Source organism: Tardiphaga sp. 172_B4_N1_3 (genome assembly GCF_052076035.1).
In the GTDB taxonomy this organism is placed as follows: Bacteria; Pseudomonadota; Alphaproteobacteria; order Rhizobiales; family Xanthobacteraceae; genus Tardiphaga; species Tardiphaga robiniae.
Genome location: NZ_CP197238.1, coordinates 2,077,372 through 2,095,815, shown reverse-complemented (window position 1 = coordinate 2,095,815; position 18,444 = coordinate 2,077,372). Strand labels below are relative to the sequence as shown.

Below are 18,444 nucleotides of genomic sequence, written 5' to 3'. Positions count from 1 at the left end.
CCTCGGGGGAAACACAAGAAACTATCGATCCTTGGCGGTTTCGGTCAGAACCTGTCTTGACGGTTCACGCTGCGACGACAACAAAACACTTGAACCCCGCCGCACTGACCGGATTCCGCGCCGACCCCTGCGACAGCCCTGATCTTCTGGAGGAATTTGCCATGTCCGACGCCGTCAAGGTCGGCTTCGTCCCGTTTGCCACTGCTGTGCGCGGTGCTCTCGTGGTGTTCTGCGACGAAACGCTGAAATTCGGTCCTGCCGCGACCAAGGCTCTCGGGGACGCCGCAGCAACTGTGAAGCGCGCGGCTACAACCAGCAAGTTCAAGGGCAAGAGTGCATCGACGCTCGACATCCTGGCCCCGGACGGCATCAAGGCGTCGCGTCTCATCGTGATCGGCACCGGCAAGCCGGCCGATCTGAAGGAGACCGATCTGCTGAAATTTGGCGGCGTGCTCGCCGGCAAGGTCGGCGGCGGCAGTGATGCAGTGACCGTGATCGCCGAACTCGCTTCGGGGGCCATGACGCCGGAGCAGGCGGCATCGGTCGCCTCGGGCGCGTTGCTGCGCGCTTACAAATTCGATCGTTACAAAACTAAGAAGAAGGATGCCGACGAGACGCCCGGCAGCGTCGCGGTTTCGCTGGCCGTGAGCGACGTCGCTGCAGCGAAGAAGGCCTTTGCGCCGGGCAATCATATCGTCAACGGCGTCGTGCTGGCCCGCGAACTCGTGAATGAGCCGCCGAACGTGCTGTTTCCCGCCGAATTCGCGCGCCGCGCAGGTGAGTTAAAGAAGCTCGGCGTCACGGTCGAAGTCCTCGACGTCAAGGCGATGACCAAGCTTGGCATGGGCGCGCTGCTCGGCGTGTCCCAGGGATCTGTGCGTCCCGGCCGTATGGTGGTGATGCGCTGGAACGGTGGCAAAAAGGGCGAGCAGCCCGTGGCCTTCATCGGCAAGGGCGTGACCTTCGATACCGGCGGCATCTCCATCAAGCCGGCCGGCAGCATGGAAGATATGAAGGGCGATATGGGCGGCGCAGCCTGCGTCGTTGGCCTGATGCATGCGCTCGCGGGCCGCAAGGCCAAGGTCAATGTGGTCGGCGCCATCGGCATCGTCGAAAACATGCCGGATGGCAACGCGCAGCGTCCGGGCGACATCGTGACGTCGATGTCCGGTCAAACCATCGAAATCATCAACACCGACGCTGAAGGCCGCCTCGTACTGGCCGATGTGCTCTGGTATGTGGCGAAGAAGTTCAAGCCAAAATTCATGGTCGATCTGGCGACGCTTACCGGTGCGATCATGGTCGCACTCGGTACCGAATATGCTGGCATGTTCTCCAACAATGATGAACTCGCAGAGCGTCTGTCCACCGTGGGACAGACCACCGGCGAACGTGTCTGGCGGATGCCGCTCGGTCCGGAATACGACAAGCAGATCGACTCGCAATTCGCCGACATGAAGAACACCGGTACCCGCAATGGCGGCTCGATCACTGCGGCGCAGTTCCTGCAGCGTTTCGTCGACGATACGCCGTGGGCGCATCTCGATATCGCCGGCACCGCCATGGGCGCGCCGAAGACAGAGATCAATCAGAGCTGGGGCTCGGGTTACGGCGTGCGGCTGCTGGATCGGCTTGTGGCCGACTATTACGAGGCGAAGAAGTAGTCCGACACGATGACCGAGGTCCTGTTCTATCACCTGCAGAACATGACGCTGGAGAGCGTGCTGCCGCCGCTGCTCGAGAAGTCACTCGAGCGCGGCTGGCGTGTCGTCGTGCAATCCACGTCAGAAGAACGCGCCGATGCGCTCGATGCGCATTTGTGGACCTATCGTGACGATTCATTTCTGCCGCACGCCACCTGGCGTGTGGCGGACGCTGCGGATCAGCCGATCATTCTCGCGATCGAAGAGGGGAATCCCAATCGTGCCCAGGTCCGGTTCCTTGTGGACAGCGCAGCAGTGCCGGCGGATGCCGACGGCTATGAGCGCATGGTGCTGGTATTTAACGGTGACGATTCCGATGCGCTCGCTGCAGCGCGAGCAGCCTGGACTGATTGTAAGGCGAGGGGCTTTACGGCCACTTACTGGCAGACCGATGAACGTGGCCGGTGGCAGCGCAAGAATTAGCTGCCGATTGGCGATCTGCTGCAATTAATGATAATTGTAGATTTCCTCACCGGTATCTGCCGCTGTGTCATGGTGGTGCCGCAAATGAATGATGTTACAGGCGCTTATCGCCTGTCTTGGGGTTGCGTAATCGTGCGACAAGAAAAGCTTCATCGAAACGGTCTGCTCGTGCTGCTGCTTGCTGCGCCATTGCTTGCCGGCTGCGCCGGCGTGGGCGGTGACGCATTCTCCACGGACCTGCTGTCCAAGGATGCCGACTGGTTCTCCAAGCCAGGTCGCGTGTTCATCAAGAATGTTTCGATTGAGACGCCGCCGCTGTCGCCTGAGCAGGCCGTCAGTCCGCAGGATCTCATCAGCGCGGACGGTGCGTGCCCGGGCATGGCGCCGCGTGATGCCAACGCGCTTGCCGATGGTACCGCAGGTGCGCCGGTTCAAACTGGCGTCGTGGCGCTCGGCCATACCGAATGCGACGTGGCGCGTGGTGCAGGCGCACCCGACAATGTCAGTCTATCGACCAGCCCGCGCGGCGATCGCGTTGCCGTGCTGACCTATCTGCGCGGTCCGCGCGCTGGCATCTATACGTTTACCGCCGGTCGTTTGACCGTGGTCGAACGCGGTCCGGAAGTTGAGCAGCCGAAGACCGCGCGTCCGAAGGCGAAGAAGCGCGCCGCGACCTGATCTTTTCGTGAATATTTAGAAGTAAGCGACGGCTGCGTGATCAGCCGTTCGCTTCTTCATGCAGAGAACTCGCGCTAAGCCATTGCTCTTCAGCGCGTTGCAATGCGTCCGCCGCAGCGGCGCGCGCTTTGGTGAGTTGCGTGGCCTGCTTCGGATCTTTCTTGAACAGGTCAGGCAATGCGAGCGCAGTATCGATCTTGGCGATGATGGCGGTGATCCGCTCCATCTCGGATTCTGCTTCGGCGACCTGCTGCTTGAGCGGGACCTTCTTTTCTTTAGGCTTCGCCAGTTTTTCGCGGTCCGTGTTTGCGCGGTCGCGTGTCGGCGTGCGTATGCCGCGGGCTTGCATGACGACTTTGCGATAGTCGTCGAGATCGCCGTCGAAATTGGTGACGGTGCGGTCAGCCACGACCCAGAGCTGGTCTGCGCAGGCCTCGATCAGATAGCGATCATGGGAGACCATGATCACGGCGCCGGGGAATTCGTTGATCGCCTCGGCCAGCGCTGCGCGGCTGTCGATATCGAGATGGTTGGTCGGTTCGTCCAGAATGATCATGTTCGGACCGTAGAAAGTCGCGAGCCCCAGCAGTAGCCGCGCCTTTTCGCCGCCGGACAGGCTTTTTACGATCGTATCCGCGGCCTTGCCGGAAAAGCCGATATTGCCGGCACGCGCGCGGATTTTCGATTCCGGCATGTCGGGCATCAGCTTGCGCACGTGATCATAGACGGAGTTGTCCATCACCAGCTCGTCGAGCTGATGCTGGGCGAAGTAAGCAATCGACAGTTTGTCGGCGCGCGTGATCGATCCTGAAAATGGCTTCAGCTTGTTTGCCAGCAGCTTGACCAGCGTCGACTTACCGTTGCCGTTGGAGCCGAGCAGGGCAATGCGATCCTCGGTATCGATGCGGAGTGTCACCTGATTGAGTACCGGCTTGCCGGGCTCATAGCCGACCGACACATTGTCGACCGCGAGAATCGGCGGCGACAGGATCTTTTCGGGCGCAGGGAAGACGATCTCGCGCACGTCTTGCGTTACCAGCGCCGAGATTGGCTTCATGCGCTCAAGCATCTTTACGCGCGATTGTGCCTGACGTGCCTTGGAGGCCTTGGCCTTGAAGCGATCGACGAAGTCCTGCAGCCGCTTGCGCTCGGCTTCCTGACGCTTGACGTTCTTGGCGTCGAGCGCCTCTTTGTTGGCGCGGAACTCTTCGTAATTTGAGTAAGTCCCGCGATAATGCACGAGCTTGCCACGGTCGAGATGCAGGATCTCATTCACCGACGTATCGAGCAGGTCGCGGTCATGGCTGATGACGATGACCGTGCGCGGATAATTAGCGAGATGGTCCTCGAGCCACAGCGTGCCTTCGAGATCGAGATAGTTGGTCGGTTCGTCCAGCAACAACAGATCCGGCGCCGAGAACAGCGTCGCTGCAAGTGCCACGCGCATGCGCCAGCCACCGGAGAATTCAGAACAGGAGCGCAACTGGGCTTCCGCCGAAAAGCCAAGGCCGCTCAGGATCGCTGCGGCGCGAGCGGGCGCGGAATGCGCATCGATATCCACAAGGCGGGTCTGGATGTCGGAAATGCGCTCCGGATCGGAGGCGGTCTCGGCTTCCTTCAGCAGTGCGTCGCGCTCAAGATCGGCTTTCAAGACGACGGAGATCAGGCTTTCGGGGCCGTCCGGCGCCTCCTGGGCGAGGCTGCCGATACGCCAGCGGGGCGGAATCGAAATACTTCCGGTTTCGGTGGCCAGATCGCCGCGAATGGCGTGAAAAAGTGTCGATTTACCGACGCCGTTGCGGCCCACGAAACCCACGCGAGCTCCCGGCGCAATCTGTACCGTGCTCTCGTCAATGAGCAGGCGTCCGGCGATCCGGATCGAAATGTCTGTGATGGAAAGCATGCGGGGTTGTCACCGCTGCGACGCACAAAGGCAACCCCGATTTGCTCGCTGCTGGTGCGCGGAAGGTCAATTATGCCGTCAGCGGCTACCGGTGTTCTCATCCTGCTGCCGCATCTGGTCGATCAGCATCTGCAGATGGGAGGGCAGGGCGTTGTCCGGGCCGACATCCCGGCGCAGCCGTTCGCCGATGGCATTACAGATCGCCGCGCTGGTGGTGCGGTCAATGTGTTCTTCGCCATCATTGATGAACTGGTTCTGCATTGTCTTCCCGGCGCTCGTGGCAGTTGAATGACACTAAGGCAAGTCGTGCGGGCCGAAATTGTTTCAAGATTTATGGATTTGAGGCTGTTTGAGTCAAAATTCGATGAATCGTCGATGGATCTGCCAAGAAAAAGCCCGGCCGAGGGAACGGCCGGGCGGTATTTCTCTGCTCGTGGAGCGTCAGTAGCAGCGATTGACCAGTCGCCAACGCGGTCCCCACGGGGTCGGAACGACCCGGCGGACGAGACATCCGCCGCCGCCATAGCCGTAAACCGGCCCGCCGACGAAGCGTGGTCCGCCCCAGCCGCGATGCCAGCCGCCGCCATGCCAGCCACCGCCGTGCCATCCGCCGTGGCCGCCCCAGGCAGAAGCCGAGGTCGGAGCCAGCGCCGCGGCGCCCAATGAGGCCGCTGCAACCAAAGTGAGTGCGATCTTGCGGAACATTCTCATCTCCTCTGGTACGGCGCGTGTTGCGCCTGCCGTGAACATGGCACCGGGGGCAAATGCCGTTGGCCGGGGTCATTGCAGGCAGTGTAGGAGGAGGAAGCTGAACCGGATCGCGCCAATCCTGTCAGGAATGGTTCATGTGGATGACATCTAGGTAATTTCGAGCGCCGGATCTGCCAAAATGGGGCCTGCGACATTTGGACGGATCGCTTGCCGTTCCCGGATAGCGTCGATATAAGCCGCCATCTTCCAGCGACTGTTATTCAAGGATAAATCATGGCTATCGAGCGTACCTTTTCGATTCTGAAGCCCGACGCGACCGAGCGCAATCTGACCGGTGCGATCAACGCGCTGATCGAAAAGGCCGGCCTGCGGATCGTCGCGCAGAAGCGCATCCGCATGACCCGCGAACAGGCCGGCACTTTCTACGCCGTTCACAAGGAACGCCCCTTCTTCGGCGAACTGGTGGACTTCATGACCTCGGGTCCGGTTGTCGTGCAGGTGCTGGAAGGCGAGAACGCCGTCCTCAAGCATCGCGATGTGATGGGCGCAACCGATCCGTCGAAGGCTGCTGATGGCACCATCCGCAAGCTTCACGCCAAGTCGATCGGCGAGAACTCGGTTCATGGTTCGGACGCTCCGGAAACTGCGGCGATCGAGATCGCACAGTTCTTCTCGGGCAACGAGATCGTCGGCTAAACTTCCAGCCGAATTGACGACCGGTCGGCGCGCGGGGGCGCGCCGACCTTTCCAATCAAAACGAACAAACAAAGGGGCGCGCTGTGGACTGGTTGCTGCATATTCTCGATCCGGCGACGATCAAGTCGGTTTTCGTTCAGTTTCAGGTCGAAATGCAGCAGCCCGCATTCTGGGTAGCCGTCGGCAAGATCATCTGGATCAACGTTCTGCTGTCCGGCGACAACGCCCTCGTGATCGCGCTGGCCTGCCGCGGCCTCGAGCCGAAGCAGCGCATGTGGGGCATGATCCTTGGTGCCGCTGCGGCCGTCATCCTGCGTATCATTTTCACCGGCATCGTCGCCACATTGATGGAACTGCCCTACCTCAAGCTGGTGGGCGGTCTCGCGCTGATCGTGATCGCGGCCAAACTGCTGGTTCCCGAGCAGGAAGAAGAGGACGGCGTCAAGGCTGCCTCGCATCTGTGGGCCGCCGTGCAGATCGTCGTCGTCGCCGATATCGTGATGAGCCTCGACAACGTCATTGCAGTTGCTGCCGCTGCCAATGGCAGCGTGCCGTTGCTGATCCTCGGCCTTGCCATCAGCGTCCCGCTGATCGTCGCTGGCGCGGCGCTGATCATGGCGCTGCTGACCCGTCTGCCCGTTCTGGTCTGGCTCGGTGCGGCCCTGCTGGGCTGGGTCGCCGGCGAAGTGATCGCGACGGATCCTGCGGTCCTGCCGCTGATGCACAGCTTCTTCAGCGGTTCGGTCGGCACTGGCCTCGACAGCCTGATGTCATCGCTGGGCCTTGGCGTTCGTTTCACCAATGGGGGACATGGTGGCGAGATCGTCTGCGGTCTGATTGGTGTCGCTGTGGTGCTCGCTGTCGGAACGTTGTGGCGTCGTCGCAGCATGGCAGGGCACGCCGAGCAGGCGGCCTAACTCAATAAAAACTCAAAGCGGGCGAGGGGCATTTGCCTTTCGCCCGCTTTTTTTGTTTCTGGAATCTGACGGTTTCTAGAACTTGAATTCGACGCCCAGCGTTCCCTGATGGGACTGCGAATAGGCGCGGAACTTGCCGTCATAATTGAGATAGAGACGCGCGGTGTTGCTGAGGCTCAGCGATGCCGATGCGCCGGCGTCTGCGCCGTACTGGCTTTCGCCGATCCCCTGAACGGTGATGCTCTCGGAACCCAGGCTAACCGTGACGTTGCTAAAGCGCTGATGCACGTTGTCGACGAATTTGGCATAGCCCGACAGATCCAGAATCTTCTGATCAAATATCCAGTAACGGCCGACTTCTGCGCCAATCAGGATACGCGCACGCTCGGCTGAGGCGCCGCTCGCGTTGACAGGATTGAGGCCGCCAAGCTCCTGCATCGCGCCGGTTGTCGCGCGGGTGTATTCGAAGGCAGCCTTGGGCACGATCCGTGCCTGTTCGTAACTCCAGTAATAGCTCAGCTCAGTGAGCGCGCCGTCGATCCGCGCATTGTAGCCGGCGCTCGCGAGCCCCAGGCCCGTGTCGCGGCGCGAGGTGATGTCGCCGAAGCCGTGCACCAATGCGATTGCCCAGGTCCATGCACCTTGGTCAACCGACGCATTGAGGCCGATTTGCGTGAGGTCGAGCGTCGCTGATTGCAGCGCCAGCGGAACGTCGATCGTGGTGTGGCTCTGGTCCACCGACAGCCCGACATTGACACCCGGCATCAGCCGCGCGCCGATCCCGGCGACGCCGCCGATGGTCCGGCGCTTGTCGCCGACGAAATCCCCGATCGTGCCGGTATGGGCGCCGACACCATAGAACTCGGCCCAGCTTCGGAAGCGCGGCGTCTCGGTGGTCTCCGACGCACCGCCGCCGCCGGGATTGGCGCGCGACGCGCGGTTGAAGCCGTAGCTCGCCTGATCGCCGAGGCGCCGCAGGAACTGGCTACCGAGATCGCCAATGGCAATACCTGCGGATTGCCCGGCATTGAAGTCGGTCGATGATGGCAGCGGTGCGGCTGCTGGCGGTGGCGTCGTCGGTGGCGGCGTGGTTGGGGGCGGCGCGACCTGGGCGGATGCAAGCGAAGGCGCAACGACAAGCGCGACGGCAAGGCCGAGTACAATGGTCCGGCGTTGCCGACTGGCAGCCGGGCGCCTGTCCGTTTGGGCGTATCGCGATGGATCGCGCATTGTTACTCGTTTCGAAATTGTCGCTGCAGTGCCGTTCGACTGCGGCAGAGCATACGCGATCCAATGAGCATTGCCGCTGCGCATTGAGCGCCTCCGGTGGCGATTGACGCGTATTGTTGTGCGATTGCCACAGCGGATTCGTGTCGCTTTTCATCACGTTATGGCCATTCACGCAGAGCGGGCCGACGATGTTTCAATCCGGTGCGTCTGCTCATGGGTCCGGTCAGCGGCTTTCGATAGGTACGCTTGAACGCGGCCGGTGATATCAAAACCTCTGCCGTAAAAAGCCAAAGACTTGCGTAGCCAAAATTTTCATGTTGGAATTCTTGCGCAATCGGATTGAGGCTGTTCGACTGTGCGTTTTGCGAGCAGGACATTCAGCAGACACCGGGAAGCCCGCTTGTGGCGTGGTACGCATGATGCGTGGCCGCGTCTTTTTTGTATCTAGATCGGGAGACAGACGATGCAGAAGGGCACCGTCAAATGGTTCAACCCAACCAAGGGTTATGGCTTCATCAAGCCGACTGTCGGCGACAAGGATGTCTTCGTGCACATCTCCGCTGTCGAGCGCGCAGGCCTTAGTACCCTCAACGAAAACCAGACCATTGAATACGACCTGGTGGAAAATCGCGGCAAGGCGTCTGCCGAGAATCTCAAGGTCTCATAACTAAGTCTTGCTGTGCCGGCCCTGACATATGGGCCGGCCGACTGATGTAACTCCGGCGCAAGCCGGGCCTTTTGTAGCTCCGGTGCGGATCGTGCCGAGCGGGCGAGGTTATGCCCGCATTATCGCTTCTTTGGCTTCTTCGCCTTTTTGGCCGTTTTCTTGGCGGGTACAGCCTTCTTGGCGGCCTTGTCCTTTTCGGCGTCCTGAGCCTTCATCGCTTGCGCTGCTTCTGCGATCTGAAGTGCTTCAACGGCCTTACGCATCGATCGCGCATAGCTATCGGCGGCATTATCGGCGGACATCTGAAGGCGTTTGGCGGCGGCCATGCCTTGCTCCGTCGCGTCCTTCGCTAGTTGCTTGAAACGGTCCTTGGTGGTCTTGTCCTTGGCCTTGGCGGCCAGGCCCGCATAGCGATCGCGTTGTGCCTTGACGGCTGCCATCAGTGTCTTGTTTTGCTGCTTAGCAGTCTGCCGGATGATCACACCCAGATCGGCGCCCGTCATTCTTCATTTCCTTAAGTGACAGCCAGAATGGTCAATTGTTTCAATTATGCAGTTGCCATTGAGGCATTGCAATCGTCGCAGCTCGTGGCGCTGGCCAGCGTGCTGGGCGAGGTGAGTTCATTGTCCGATGTCGTAAGCACAGATCGGGTTTCTTTACCGTAAAGATACTCGGCAATTGCGCTTGCGTGACGGAATCATGATACCGCGAGACTTCCCGTCCGGCGCAGCCAGGTCTGGCCTGTCGATATGCGGTGCCAGATTGGCTGGCGTGTGGAGCATCCTGCGATGACGGTGCCGGCGAGATCGCGTTTTCGGATTGGCTTCAGGACGTCGATCATTGCGCTGTTCGTCGGCGTCGTCCTGACGGTCGGTCTTGCGCTGGTCTATCTCAGCTTCAGCCGGGTCAACACGATCATCCGGACGGCGGCTTCATCGTATCTCAGCGTGGTCGCTCAATCGGCAACCGATCGCATCGATGCGCAGCTCAAGAGCGTCCATGACAATCTGGATATCCTGCGCGGCATCACATCGGTCCAGTCCGCGGAGCTCAAGAATAACCCGCGGCTGAACATCCTGCTGGCGTCGATGCTGCGCAACAATAAGCAGCTCTTCAGCCTGTACATGGGATATGAGGACGGCTCGTTCCTGGAAATGGACCTGATCGACCGAACGGGAGCTGGGGTGAAAGCGCGCTTCGGGGCGCCGGACGGGGCCAGATTTCGCCTGTTCACGATCGTGAAGGCAGGCGATTTTGGACCGCTTCAGACCACGACCTCCTATCTCGACGATGCGCTGCGGCCTTTGGCAAGTCTGCCCGGACCGGTCGATTTCGATCCTCGCGTTCGGCCGTGGTATCGTGGCGCCTTCGAGCCCAATGCCAGTCTGCTGACCGAGCCCTATATTTTCTATCAGACCGGTGACATCGGCTACACGCTGCGAATGCCCATTGTGGAGGGGCAGCGGGGTGTTGTGGCCGGCGATATCCTGCTCAGTGAAGCCGAGGCCATGCTGCGCAAGCAGCAGCTCGGGCATTCGGGCGTGGCCTACCTGTTTGATGATGCCGACCGGGTGCTGGCGCATCCCGAGATGTCCCGCTGGCTTGAAGCCACGAGTGTGCCGAACAAACTGTCGGAGCTGCCGCGACTGAGCGATGTCGATACGATCGGCGCTACTGCGGCCATCAAGGCGTGGCGTCAAACCGGCGTTGCGGAGCAATTTTTTACTGACAGCACAGGGCGGGCCTACGCAGCCGCGTTCCGTCCCGTGGAGATGGCCGGATCGGCCAATCTCCGGGTCGGGTTCTTCGCGCCGCTCGATGAGTTCTATGCCGAGATCGAGCAAGAAAAGCGCACGCTCTTCATTCTCGCATTTTGTTTTGTGCTCGCGGCCGTACCGATTGCGTTCTGGATCGGCAACAAGCTATCGCTCTCCCTGCGAATTTTGGCGCGCGAGGTCGATCGCATCCAGAATTTCCGGTTTTCGTCGATGCCACAACTGCGTTCGCCGATCCGCGAGATCGACGATCTCGGCCGATCGGTCTTCACCATGCGTACGCTGGTGCAGACATTCTCGAATTTCGTTCCCAAGCGTCTGGTTCAGCAACTGGTCGAAACCGGCACGGCCATGCAATTGGGCGGAGAGCGCCGCGAAGCGACCATCCTGTTCACAGATGTCGAGAATTTCACGGGAATGACGGAGAACGAAGATCCGACCCGGGTGATGCTCTACACGTCGCGCTATTTCGCTGCGATTTCGGACGTCATTGCTACGCATCAGGGCACGGTCGATAAATATATCGGCGATGCGGTTATGGGGCTGTGGAACGCCCCCGTCGAGCACACCAACCATGTCGCGCAGGCTTGCGCCGCTGTGCTCGATTGCGTCGAAGCCAATCGGAAGCTCAATGAGGAATTCGAGCGTGAGGGCTGGCCCGTCTACAAGACCCGGTTTGGCCTGCATGTCGGCGATGTCATGATCGGCAATATCGGGTCACCCGACCGCATGAACTACACGGCGCTCGGCGCGACCGTAAATCTCGCGTCACGGCTCGAGACGCTGAACAAGGACTACGGAACCAGCGTCCTGGTCAGCGAAGCCGTCAAGGAGCGGGTGGACTCATTGTTTCTTTTCCGCAGCGTCGCCCGGATCAAGCCGAAAGGCTTTGCCGCCGAAGTGCAGATCTATGAGTTGCTCGGCGCGCGAGACCAACATTCCGTCGCCGCGTCTGATCGCCACTCCAATTTCCCTGTTTGATCGATGGGGGCCGCGCTATAGTGAACGCATGGCAGCCGACAGAGAAATATTGCGACGATGACCGACGTGACCCCGGTGCGGCGAGGTCGTCCTCGATCGGTCGAGACCGAGGATGCGATCCTGGACAGCGCCTATCGCATGATGGCGGCTGAGGGGCTCGCTGCGACGACCATCGATGCGATTGCGCGGGATTCCGGCGTCTCCAAGATGACGATCTATAAATGGTGGCCGTCGCGCGAAGCGGTGCTGATCGATGCATTCCTGCGGCAGGCGTCCACCATGCTGCCGCTTTCCGAGAGCGGCGATCCGTTCACGCGCATCACGAAACATGCCGCCGCCTATGCCGTGGCGCTGAACAGCGATTTTGGCAAGGTACAGCTCGCTGTCATTGCCGAATGCATCTCGCGGACGGGGTCAGCGAAAATCTTCTCCGAACGCTATCTCGGTATCCGCCGGGACATATCGCTGGCGATTATCAAGGACGGCCAGAAGGACGGCAGCATCGTTGCTTCGGAGCCAGCCGGCGATCTCTATGATCGGATCTATGGCACGCTGTTTTATGAGTATGTCTTTGGATTTCGGCCGCTGACGGCCGACTATGCCCGCAAGCTCGTCAAATCCGTGTTGTCGGTGCAATAGTCAGATGCCGCCTTGCCGCGCACGGCGAAACCAGCGCCAGGTTTCGCGTGTGACGGCCCGGTAACCCCAACCGCGATGCGTGATACGTTCGTCGATGATGGCGTTGAGCTTTGGCAATGCGTGGAAGGGCACCGACGGATAGGCGTGATGTTCGACATGGAATGGCATGTTCCAGGTGAACCACTTCGTCAGCCTATCGGTATAGGTCGTGCGGGTGTTCTCATAGGCGCTGCGGGTATGCTCGCAGCCGGTGTGTTCGGCATAGAGATAGGGCCGCAGGAATAGCTGGCCGACATAGAGCGGGACGAGCCAGCACCACAGCAGCCTCGTGCTGGAGAAGGCGATGGAAGCGATCAGCAGCGCCAGATAGACGAGGGCATAGATGCGGGCTTCGCGCACCACCATGCCTTGCTTGGATTCCGGGATCCACGGCGCTACGGCTTGTCCGGTCACGGCACGCCGGACCAGCAGGCGGATCCGGTTGGTCAGTTGCACGATGCCGGTATAGGCGATGGCGAGTCTGGTGTCGGACGAGGGGATCGTTGCGGTGACGAGTTCAGGATCGCGGTCGGGATCCTGCGTGAAGCGGTGATGGTCCCAGTGAAATAGCGCATAGTGTTCATAGGGTAGAACGATCATCAGCGACGAGACATGGCCGAGGGCCTCGTTCAGCCGCCGGCTGGTGAACACAGTCTTGTGCGCGGCCTCGTGCACCGCCATGAACAGGAAGGCGATGAGATAACCCTGGATGACGATCAGCGGGGTCGTCCACACCACGCCGTAGCGGGTGGCGACCTGCCAGATCAGCGTTCCAACCAAAGCGATCAATGCATAATGGCTGATCGAGCGAATGAGCCCCGGAAGATTGGCGCGAACCGACAGGTCCTTCAGCTGTGCGGGCGTTAGGGCGCGGGTTTCGATCTTGCCATGGCCAACTGCATCCATCGTCATCGGTTCGTCCCGTTCTCGGTTCAGGCGTCGGCGGCGAGCAGCGCCGAGACTCTCGTGTTGATGAAGGCGGCATCGACCGGGTTCTTGACCGGGTTGCCGGCGCGGTGTCCGTGCAGCGAGGGGATAGGGCACAGTTCGGCCGCGCGTGCGTTCGTCAGCAGGGGGAGTTCGTCTTCGTTGTCGCCGACCTGAAAATAATTGTCCGTCTGCCCGGGCATCAGCAGAACGCGCGCGGTGATCGCAGCCATGGCCTTGCGGAAGTCGCCGCCGAAGGCGTCGCAGCGGCTGATGTCGCCATTCTGCCAGGTCCATAGTTGGGCCAGCAGATTGTTGGCATCACGATGCGCGAAAGCGACGTCCCATGATCGCGCCAGATAGTCTTCCAGCGAGGTGAAGCCGGCTTCGTGCCAGATTTCGTCGCGGTAGAAGCCATGCGACATTGCCCAGCCGGCATAAACCCGCCCCATGGCGCGAAGTCCGGCAGATGGTTTCGAAACGAAGCGGCCATCGACAAAGGCAGGATCGGTGGTCAAAGCGGCCCGCACACTTTCGAGGAATACGGCGTTGAACGGCGAACAACGGGCGCTGCCGCAGACCACTGCCGCGCGTGCCACCATGTCCGGATAACGCGCGGCCCAGTGATAGGCCTGCATGCCGCCCATCGACCAGCCATAGACCAGTGCCAGACGGGCGATGCCGAATTGCTCGGTCAGCAGGCGATGCTGGATCGAAATAGCGTCGTGATAGTTGATGTTCGGATAGGGGGCGCCAGCCAGAGCTTCCAGCGAATTCGATGGCGATGACGACAGCCCGTTTCCGAACAGATTGGGGATGACGATGAAGTAGCGGTCCGGATCGAGCGCGGCGCCCGGCGCGATCAGCCACTCGGTGTCGTAGTGTTGTGCGCCGAACGACGTCGGATAGAGGATGACGTTATCTTTGGCAGCATTGAGTGCGCCATAGGTCTTGTAGGCAAGCTGCAGGCGCGGGTGCCGCTGGCCGGATTGCAGCAGCACGTCACCCGCCTCGAAGATCTGGTAGTCGCTCGGCGTATTCATGTTGCAGCTCCGGAAGGTCCGTTGACGCTTGCCGAGGGTGCGACAAGCGATCCGCTCGACAAAATTTAATAACTGTACTATTAGTATATTAATTTGCGAAGAGCGCAATGCCGAAACTTCGGCATTGCCGCCTGAATAGCATGCAGCGGGTCGTCGCCCGTTGGCGGCTCGGCGACATCTTGTTTTTGTATTCGAAACGTACAAGAGACTTGCGGCCCGTTAGTCTATTCACTGGCCTGTCATCGGCGCAGAGGCGGAAAGCGGCCAAGTTGTCCGCATAAGCCGCTGCGAATTCGAAGTCGCGCTTGCCCGCAACCCACTCAAAGGAGTCTGGATCATGGGAACCATCACCACCAAAGACGGCACCGAGATTTTCTACAAGGATTGGGGCACCGGGCAGCCGATCGTGTTTCATCACGGCTGGCCCCTAAGTGCGGACGACTGGGACAACCAGATGATGTTCTTCCTCAATCAGGGCTATCGCGTCATCGCGCACGACCGCCGCGGCCATGGTCGCTCCAGCCAGACCGCGACCGGTAATGAGATGGACACCTATGCGGCCGACGTCGCCGAACTCACCGACAAACTGGATCTGAAGGACGCCGTGCATATCGGTCACTCCACCGGCGGCGGCGAAGTTGCGCGTTACGTCGCGCGTGCCAAGCAGGGACGCGTCGCCAAGGCGGTGCTGGTCAGCGCCGTGCCGCCGATCATGCTCAAGACCGAGAACAATCCCGGCGGCCTGCCGCTCGAAGTGTTCGACGGCTTCCGTGCTGCGCTTGTTGCCAACCGCGCGCAGTTCTACGTCGATGTCCCGGCCGGACCATTCTACGGCTTCAACCGGCCGGGCGCGAAAGTCTATCAGGGCGTGATCGACAACTGGTGGCGGCAGGGCATGATCGGCGGCGCCAAGGCGCACTATGATTGCATCAAGGCATTTTCGGAAACCGACTTCACCGAAGACCTGAAGGCGATCGATGTGCCGGTGCTCGTTTTGCACGGCGATGATGACCAGATCGTGCCTTATGCCGACGCTGCACCGCTGACGGTGAAGCTGCTCAAGAACGGCACGCTGAAGACCTATCCGGGCTTCCCGCACGGCATGCTGACCACCCATGCGGATGTAATCAACCCGGATCTGCTGGCGTTTGTTCGCAGCTAAACGAACCGGTGTGAACGACGCAGTACGTGTTGCGTCGTTCGCATTGTCTTTAATGGTCCTGCGACCGGCGCTCGCGAACTGAGCGGTCCCCCGTTGATGACCGGGATATGACAGTTCGGGGCGCCTGCCGAACAATAAATGCGTTGTCCTCGTTGCGGAAAAGTTACGATCAGGCCAATATGCAACCTTTGATAGCGCGCGCCGTGCCGACTTGGTACGGGCGCTTTGTTGACGATGCATTTTTTGGGCGGTTTGTGGGGACGCGCAATGGATTCCGGTCACGAAGCGAGTGAGTCTCAGAAAGACGTTGTTGCAACGACATCGACGGCACTGTCCGCACAGCTGGAGAAGATCATATCCAGGGCGGATTCGAGTTATGTGCCGCCTTCAGCGCGCGCCAAACGACGCAGCCGAGCCAAGGCAGATGATCGTTTTGCTATCCGCAAGAATTTCCTCGAGGCGCCGCGCAGCGATCCCAATGCGTTCGAGCGTATCATCGGCGAAAGCGATCTGCTGTCGATCAATTTTCTGGATCGGGGCAAGCGTGCAGCGGCGGCCGTGTGCCGGATCAGAGTGCCGAGTGACGGCGGGGCGTGGTACGGCACCGGTTTTTTGGTCGGACCACGACTGTTGCTCACCAATCATCACGTGCTTGGCGACGAAGACGAGGCGAGCCAGTGTGAGGCCGAGTTCGGCTACGAGCACGACATCGATGGCGTGTTGCGCGATCCGGTCTGCTTCAACCTGCGTCCGCATGAAATATTCTATACCAACGCCGAACTCGATATCACCTTTGTGGCGATTACGCCGTTGTCGGATGACGGCGTACCGCTCGACCGCTACGGCCGGCTTCCACTGATCCCGCTGTCGGGCAAAGCAGTCGATGGCGAATGGGTCACGATCATTCAGCATCCGGGCAGCGAGCCGAAGCAGATCGCGATCCGCGCCAGCCAGATCGTCACGCTTGACCCAACCTCGGCTGTCGGGATCGACCTTAGTCAGTTCATCCATTATTCGACAGATACGCAACCGGGGTCTTCGGGCGCGCCAGTGCTGAATGACCAGTGGCAGGTGCTGGCGTTGCATCACAAGGCGGTTCCTGCGCCGAGCAAGCCCGGCGCAGTCGTCAAGGATCCGGTATGGATCGCCAATGAAGGCATTCGGATCAGTGCCATCTTTTCACTGCTCGAAAAGGAACGATTTGCAAAACGGCAGGCAGGGCTCGTTCTCGACAGGCTCGACAAGTCGCTCGGCCTCAGTCCGATGTCTCAGGGCATATCGGTTGGCGAGACGCTTCTGGAGGCTGACCGTAAGCCGCTTCAAGTGTCACGCTGGGCAGGTGTTCGTGGCTATGATGCGGGGTTCTTCAAGAGCAATCCCATCGATCTTGCGACGATCTATGCACCGCTGCTTGCCGCTGGCAAGGTTGCGCCATTGCTGGATGGCTCGGGATATGAACTGGCCTATCATCATTTTACGTCGGTGATCCATGAAGAGCGCAAGTTTCCATTGATCACGGCGGTCAATATAGCCGGGGGGAAACTCATCCATCCCGGCAAGCGAAAGGATACGTGGCGGCGCGACGCGCGGATCGCGGACGAGTATCAGCCGGACGGTGCCTTCTACGAAAAGGCCAAGGGTAACGATCCAGTTCAATTCAGCCGGGGGCATCAGGTCCGTCTGCTCGATCCATGCTGGAGCGCACTATCCGACGATGTGGAACGTCTTGAGGAAGCCCAAGCGGGTTCCGAGGATACGTTCCACTACACCAATGCAGCGCCGCAGGTGCAAAGCTACAACGATATCGACTGGGGCAATCTTGAGGACTATCTGCTGGATAAGGCGCAGACCTCCGAGAAGCGGTTGACGGTTTTTACTGGGCCGATCTATCGCGATGACGATCCCTATTATGGCAAGGGTCGCAAGGGCGGACCGTGGAAGGTGCCGCTCTCGTTTTGGAAAGTGGCGGTGCTGCAAAAGACGACGACCAAGATCGCCGCGGCGGCGTTCATCGTGGGGCAGACCCAGTATGTCCAGGCGCTATATGAGGCCAAGGTGTTCTCCGGATTGAAGCCGTACACCGTCGATGAAATGCGCAAGCGCAGGATTCAAACCACGATCGTGGCGATCGAGGAGGCGACCGGTCTGGATTTCTCGGCGGTGAAGCCGTTCGATGCACACGGGACGTTGGAATCGACGCGAAGAACCCGGTGGATCAACGATATGGATGACGTCGTAATCTGACCTGCCGGGTTGCAGTGCGGGGCGATGCGACCGCGGGCGTCGTCTCGTCTAGATCACCGTCGGTGAGATCAGCGTGTCGTCGCGGCTGGCGCTGGCGCCGGTACTGGTGGTGCAGGTGTCGCCGGTGATGCCAACGCCGTTGGTGGCCAACAGCCGTAACGCCTGCGGATAGATCTTGTGCTCGATGTCGAGCACGCGCGCGGCGAGGGTGTCGGGGGTGTCGTTATCGGCCACGGCCACGGCGCCCTGCATCACGATCGGGCCGGCATCGGTCTCCGGAATGACGAAATGCACCGTGGCGCCCGAAATCTTGACGCCGGCGCGCAACGCCTGACCGTGCGGATCGAGGCCGGGGAAGGAGGGCAGCAGCGACGGGTGGATGTTCAGCATCCGGCCGTACCAGTGTCGCACGAATTCCGCCGTGAACAGGCGCATGAAGCCGCCGAGGCAGATCAGCTCGATCTTGTGCTCGTCGAGGGCCGACTGCAGCAGCTTCTCGAAGCCTGCGCGATCCTTGCCGAACGGCTTGCTCTCGATCACCAGCGTGTTGACGCCATTGGCCTGCGCAGTGGCGAGGCCGGGAGCGTCAACCCTGTTGGAAATCACCAGCGCAATCTCGGCCGGGAAGCCATCTGCTGCGGCGGCCTCGATCAATGCGGTCATGTTCGACCCGCGGCCGGAAATCAGGATGGCGACGCGACGCATC

At 60.5% G+C, this 18,444-nt stretch carries 18 protein-coding genes; 10 read left to right on the top strand and 8 right to left on the bottom strand.

All coding sequences use genetic code 11. From position 1 onward, the window contains the following. Positions 1-161: 161 nt before the first annotated feature. The 3 genes from AB7783_RS09730 to AB7783_RS09720 all read left to right on the top strand — a co-directional run bounded on the left by AB7783_RS09730 (position 162) and on the right by AB7783_RS09720 (position 2,804). Positions 162-1,664 (top strand): leucyl aminopeptidase, encoded by a 1,503-nt coding sequence (locus AB7783_RS09730; protein WP_441277493.1) that lies wholly within the window; start codon positions 162-164, stop codon positions 1,662-1,664. 9 nt (positions 1,665-1,673) lie between these two features. After that, positions 1,674-2,126 carry a DNA polymerase III subunit chi gene (locus AB7783_RS09725; protein ID WP_175366132.1) on the top strand — a complete coding sequence of 151 codons (453 nt, stop codon included), beginning with the start codon at positions 1,674-1,676 and terminating at the stop codon, positions 2,124-2,126. 84 nt (positions 2,127-2,210) lie between these two features. Next, positions 2,211-2,804, top strand: a complete 594-nt coding sequence (locus tag AB7783_RS09720) for a hypothetical protein (protein WP_246297406.1) — start codon at positions 2,211-2,213, stop codon at positions 2,802-2,804. Between the two features lie 40 nt (positions 2,805-2,844). Here AB7783_RS09720 and AB7783_RS09715 read toward each other — a convergent pair whose 3' ends face one another. From AB7783_RS09715 to AB7783_RS09705, 3 genes are all read right to left on the bottom strand, one after another. Continuing rightward, positions 2,845-4,707: an ABC-F family ATP-binding cassette domain-containing protein gene (locus AB7783_RS09715; RefSeq protein WP_089263954.1), complete on the bottom strand. Its 1,863-nt coding sequence runs from the start codon at positions 4,705-4,707 to the stop codon at positions 2,845-2,847. Between the two features lie 78 nt (positions 4,708-4,785). Beyond that, positions 4,786-4,968 (bottom strand): hypothetical protein, encoded by a 183-nt coding sequence (locus AB7783_RS09710; RefSeq protein WP_089263955.1) that lies wholly within the window; start codon positions 4,966-4,968, stop codon positions 4,786-4,788. Between the two features lie 180 nt (positions 4,969-5,148). Continuing rightward, on the bottom strand, positions 5,149-5,412 hold the full coding sequence (locus tag AB7783_RS09705; RefSeq protein WP_068731077.1) for a sulfur globule protein precursor: 264 nt from the start codon (positions 5,410-5,412) through the stop codon (positions 5,149-5,151). Between the two features lie 279 nt (positions 5,413-5,691). Here AB7783_RS09705 and ndk point away from each other — a divergent pair, with 279 nt between their 5' ends. Both ndk and AB7783_RS09695 read left to right on the top strand, forming a co-directional pair. Further along, on the top strand, positions 5,692-6,114 hold the full coding sequence (gene ndk / locus AB7783_RS09700; RefSeq protein ID WP_068731078.1) for a nucleoside-diphosphate kinase: 423 nt from the start codon (positions 5,692-5,694) through the stop codon (positions 6,112-6,114). 83 nt (positions 6,115-6,197) lie between these two features. Continuing rightward, on the top strand, positions 6,198-7,031 hold the full coding sequence (locus AB7783_RS09695; protein ID WP_093758307.1) for a TerC family protein: 834 nt from the start codon (positions 6,198-6,200) through the stop codon (positions 7,029-7,031). A 75-nt stretch (positions 7,032-7,106) separates the two neighbouring features. Here AB7783_RS09695 and AB7783_RS09690 read toward each other — a convergent pair whose 3' ends face one another. Next, positions 7,107-8,261 carry an autotransporter outer membrane beta-barrel domain-containing protein gene (locus AB7783_RS09690; protein WP_441229843.1) on the bottom strand — a complete coding sequence of 385 codons (1,155 nt, stop codon included), beginning with the start codon at positions 8,259-8,261 and terminating at the stop codon, positions 7,107-7,109. Positions 8,262-8,724: 463 nt separating this feature from the next. Here AB7783_RS09690 and AB7783_RS09685 point away from each other — a divergent pair, with 463 nt between their 5' ends. Further along, positions 8,725-8,928, top strand: coding sequence for a cold-shock protein (locus AB7783_RS09685; protein WP_089263958.1), 204 nt, complete (start codon positions 8,725-8,727; stop codon positions 8,926-8,928). A gap of 119 nt (positions 8,929-9,047) precedes the next feature. On the opposite strand, the gene AB7783_RS09680 is transcribed toward AB7783_RS09685, so the two are convergent. Next, positions 9,048-9,431: a hypothetical protein gene (locus AB7783_RS09680; RefSeq protein WP_441277492.1), complete on the bottom strand. Its 384-nt coding sequence runs from the start codon at positions 9,429-9,431 to the stop codon at positions 9,048-9,050. A gap of 285 nt (positions 9,432-9,716) precedes the next feature. Here AB7783_RS09680 and AB7783_RS09675 point away from each other — a divergent pair, with 285 nt between their 5' ends. Both AB7783_RS09675 and AB7783_RS09670 read left to right on the top strand, forming a co-directional pair. After that, on the top strand, positions 9,717-11,684 hold the full coding sequence (locus AB7783_RS09675; RefSeq protein ID WP_441277491.1) for an adenylate/guanylate cyclase domain-containing protein: 1,968 nt from the start codon (positions 9,717-9,719) through the stop codon (positions 11,682-11,684). A 57-nt stretch (positions 11,685-11,741) separates the two neighbouring features. Beyond that, positions 11,742-12,323: a TetR/AcrR family transcriptional regulator gene (locus AB7783_RS09670; protein WP_184517381.1), complete on the top strand. Its 582-nt coding sequence runs from the start codon at positions 11,742-11,744 to the stop codon at positions 12,321-12,323. Here AB7783_RS09670 and AB7783_RS09665 read toward each other — a convergent pair whose 3' ends face one another. Continuing rightward, positions 12,324-13,274, bottom strand: a complete 951-nt coding sequence (locus tag AB7783_RS09665) for a fatty acid desaturase (protein WP_441277490.1) — start codon at positions 13,272-13,274, stop codon at positions 12,324-12,326. 20 nt (positions 13,275-13,294) lie between these two features. Next, a complete protein-coding gene (locus AB7783_RS09660) occupies positions 13,295-14,332 on the bottom strand; it encodes an alpha/beta fold hydrolase (RefSeq protein WP_441277489.1) in 1,038 nt (345 codons plus the stop codon). 337 nt (positions 14,333-14,669) lie between these two features. On the opposite strand from AB7783_RS09660, the gene AB7783_RS09655 reads away from it, so the two are divergent. Then, positions 14,670-15,494 carry an alpha/beta fold hydrolase gene (locus AB7783_RS09655; protein WP_441277488.1) on the top strand — a complete coding sequence of 275 codons (825 nt, stop codon included), beginning with the start codon at positions 14,670-14,672 and terminating at the stop codon, positions 15,492-15,494. Positions 15,495-15,761: 267 nt separating this feature from the next. After that, positions 15,762-17,738, top strand: a complete 1,977-nt coding sequence (locus AB7783_RS09650; protein WP_441277487.1) for a DNA/RNA non-specific endonuclease — start codon at positions 15,762-15,764, stop codon at positions 17,736-17,738. A 48-nt stretch (positions 17,739-17,786) separates the two neighbouring features. On the opposite strand, the gene purN is transcribed toward AB7783_RS09650, so the two are convergent. After that, complete coding sequence (purN, locus tag AB7783_RS09645; protein WP_441277486.1) at positions 17,787-18,443, bottom strand: phosphoribosylglycinamide formyltransferase; 657 nt, start codon at positions 18,441-18,443, stop codon at positions 17,787-17,789. Between the last annotated feature and the right edge of the window lies 1 nt (position 18,444).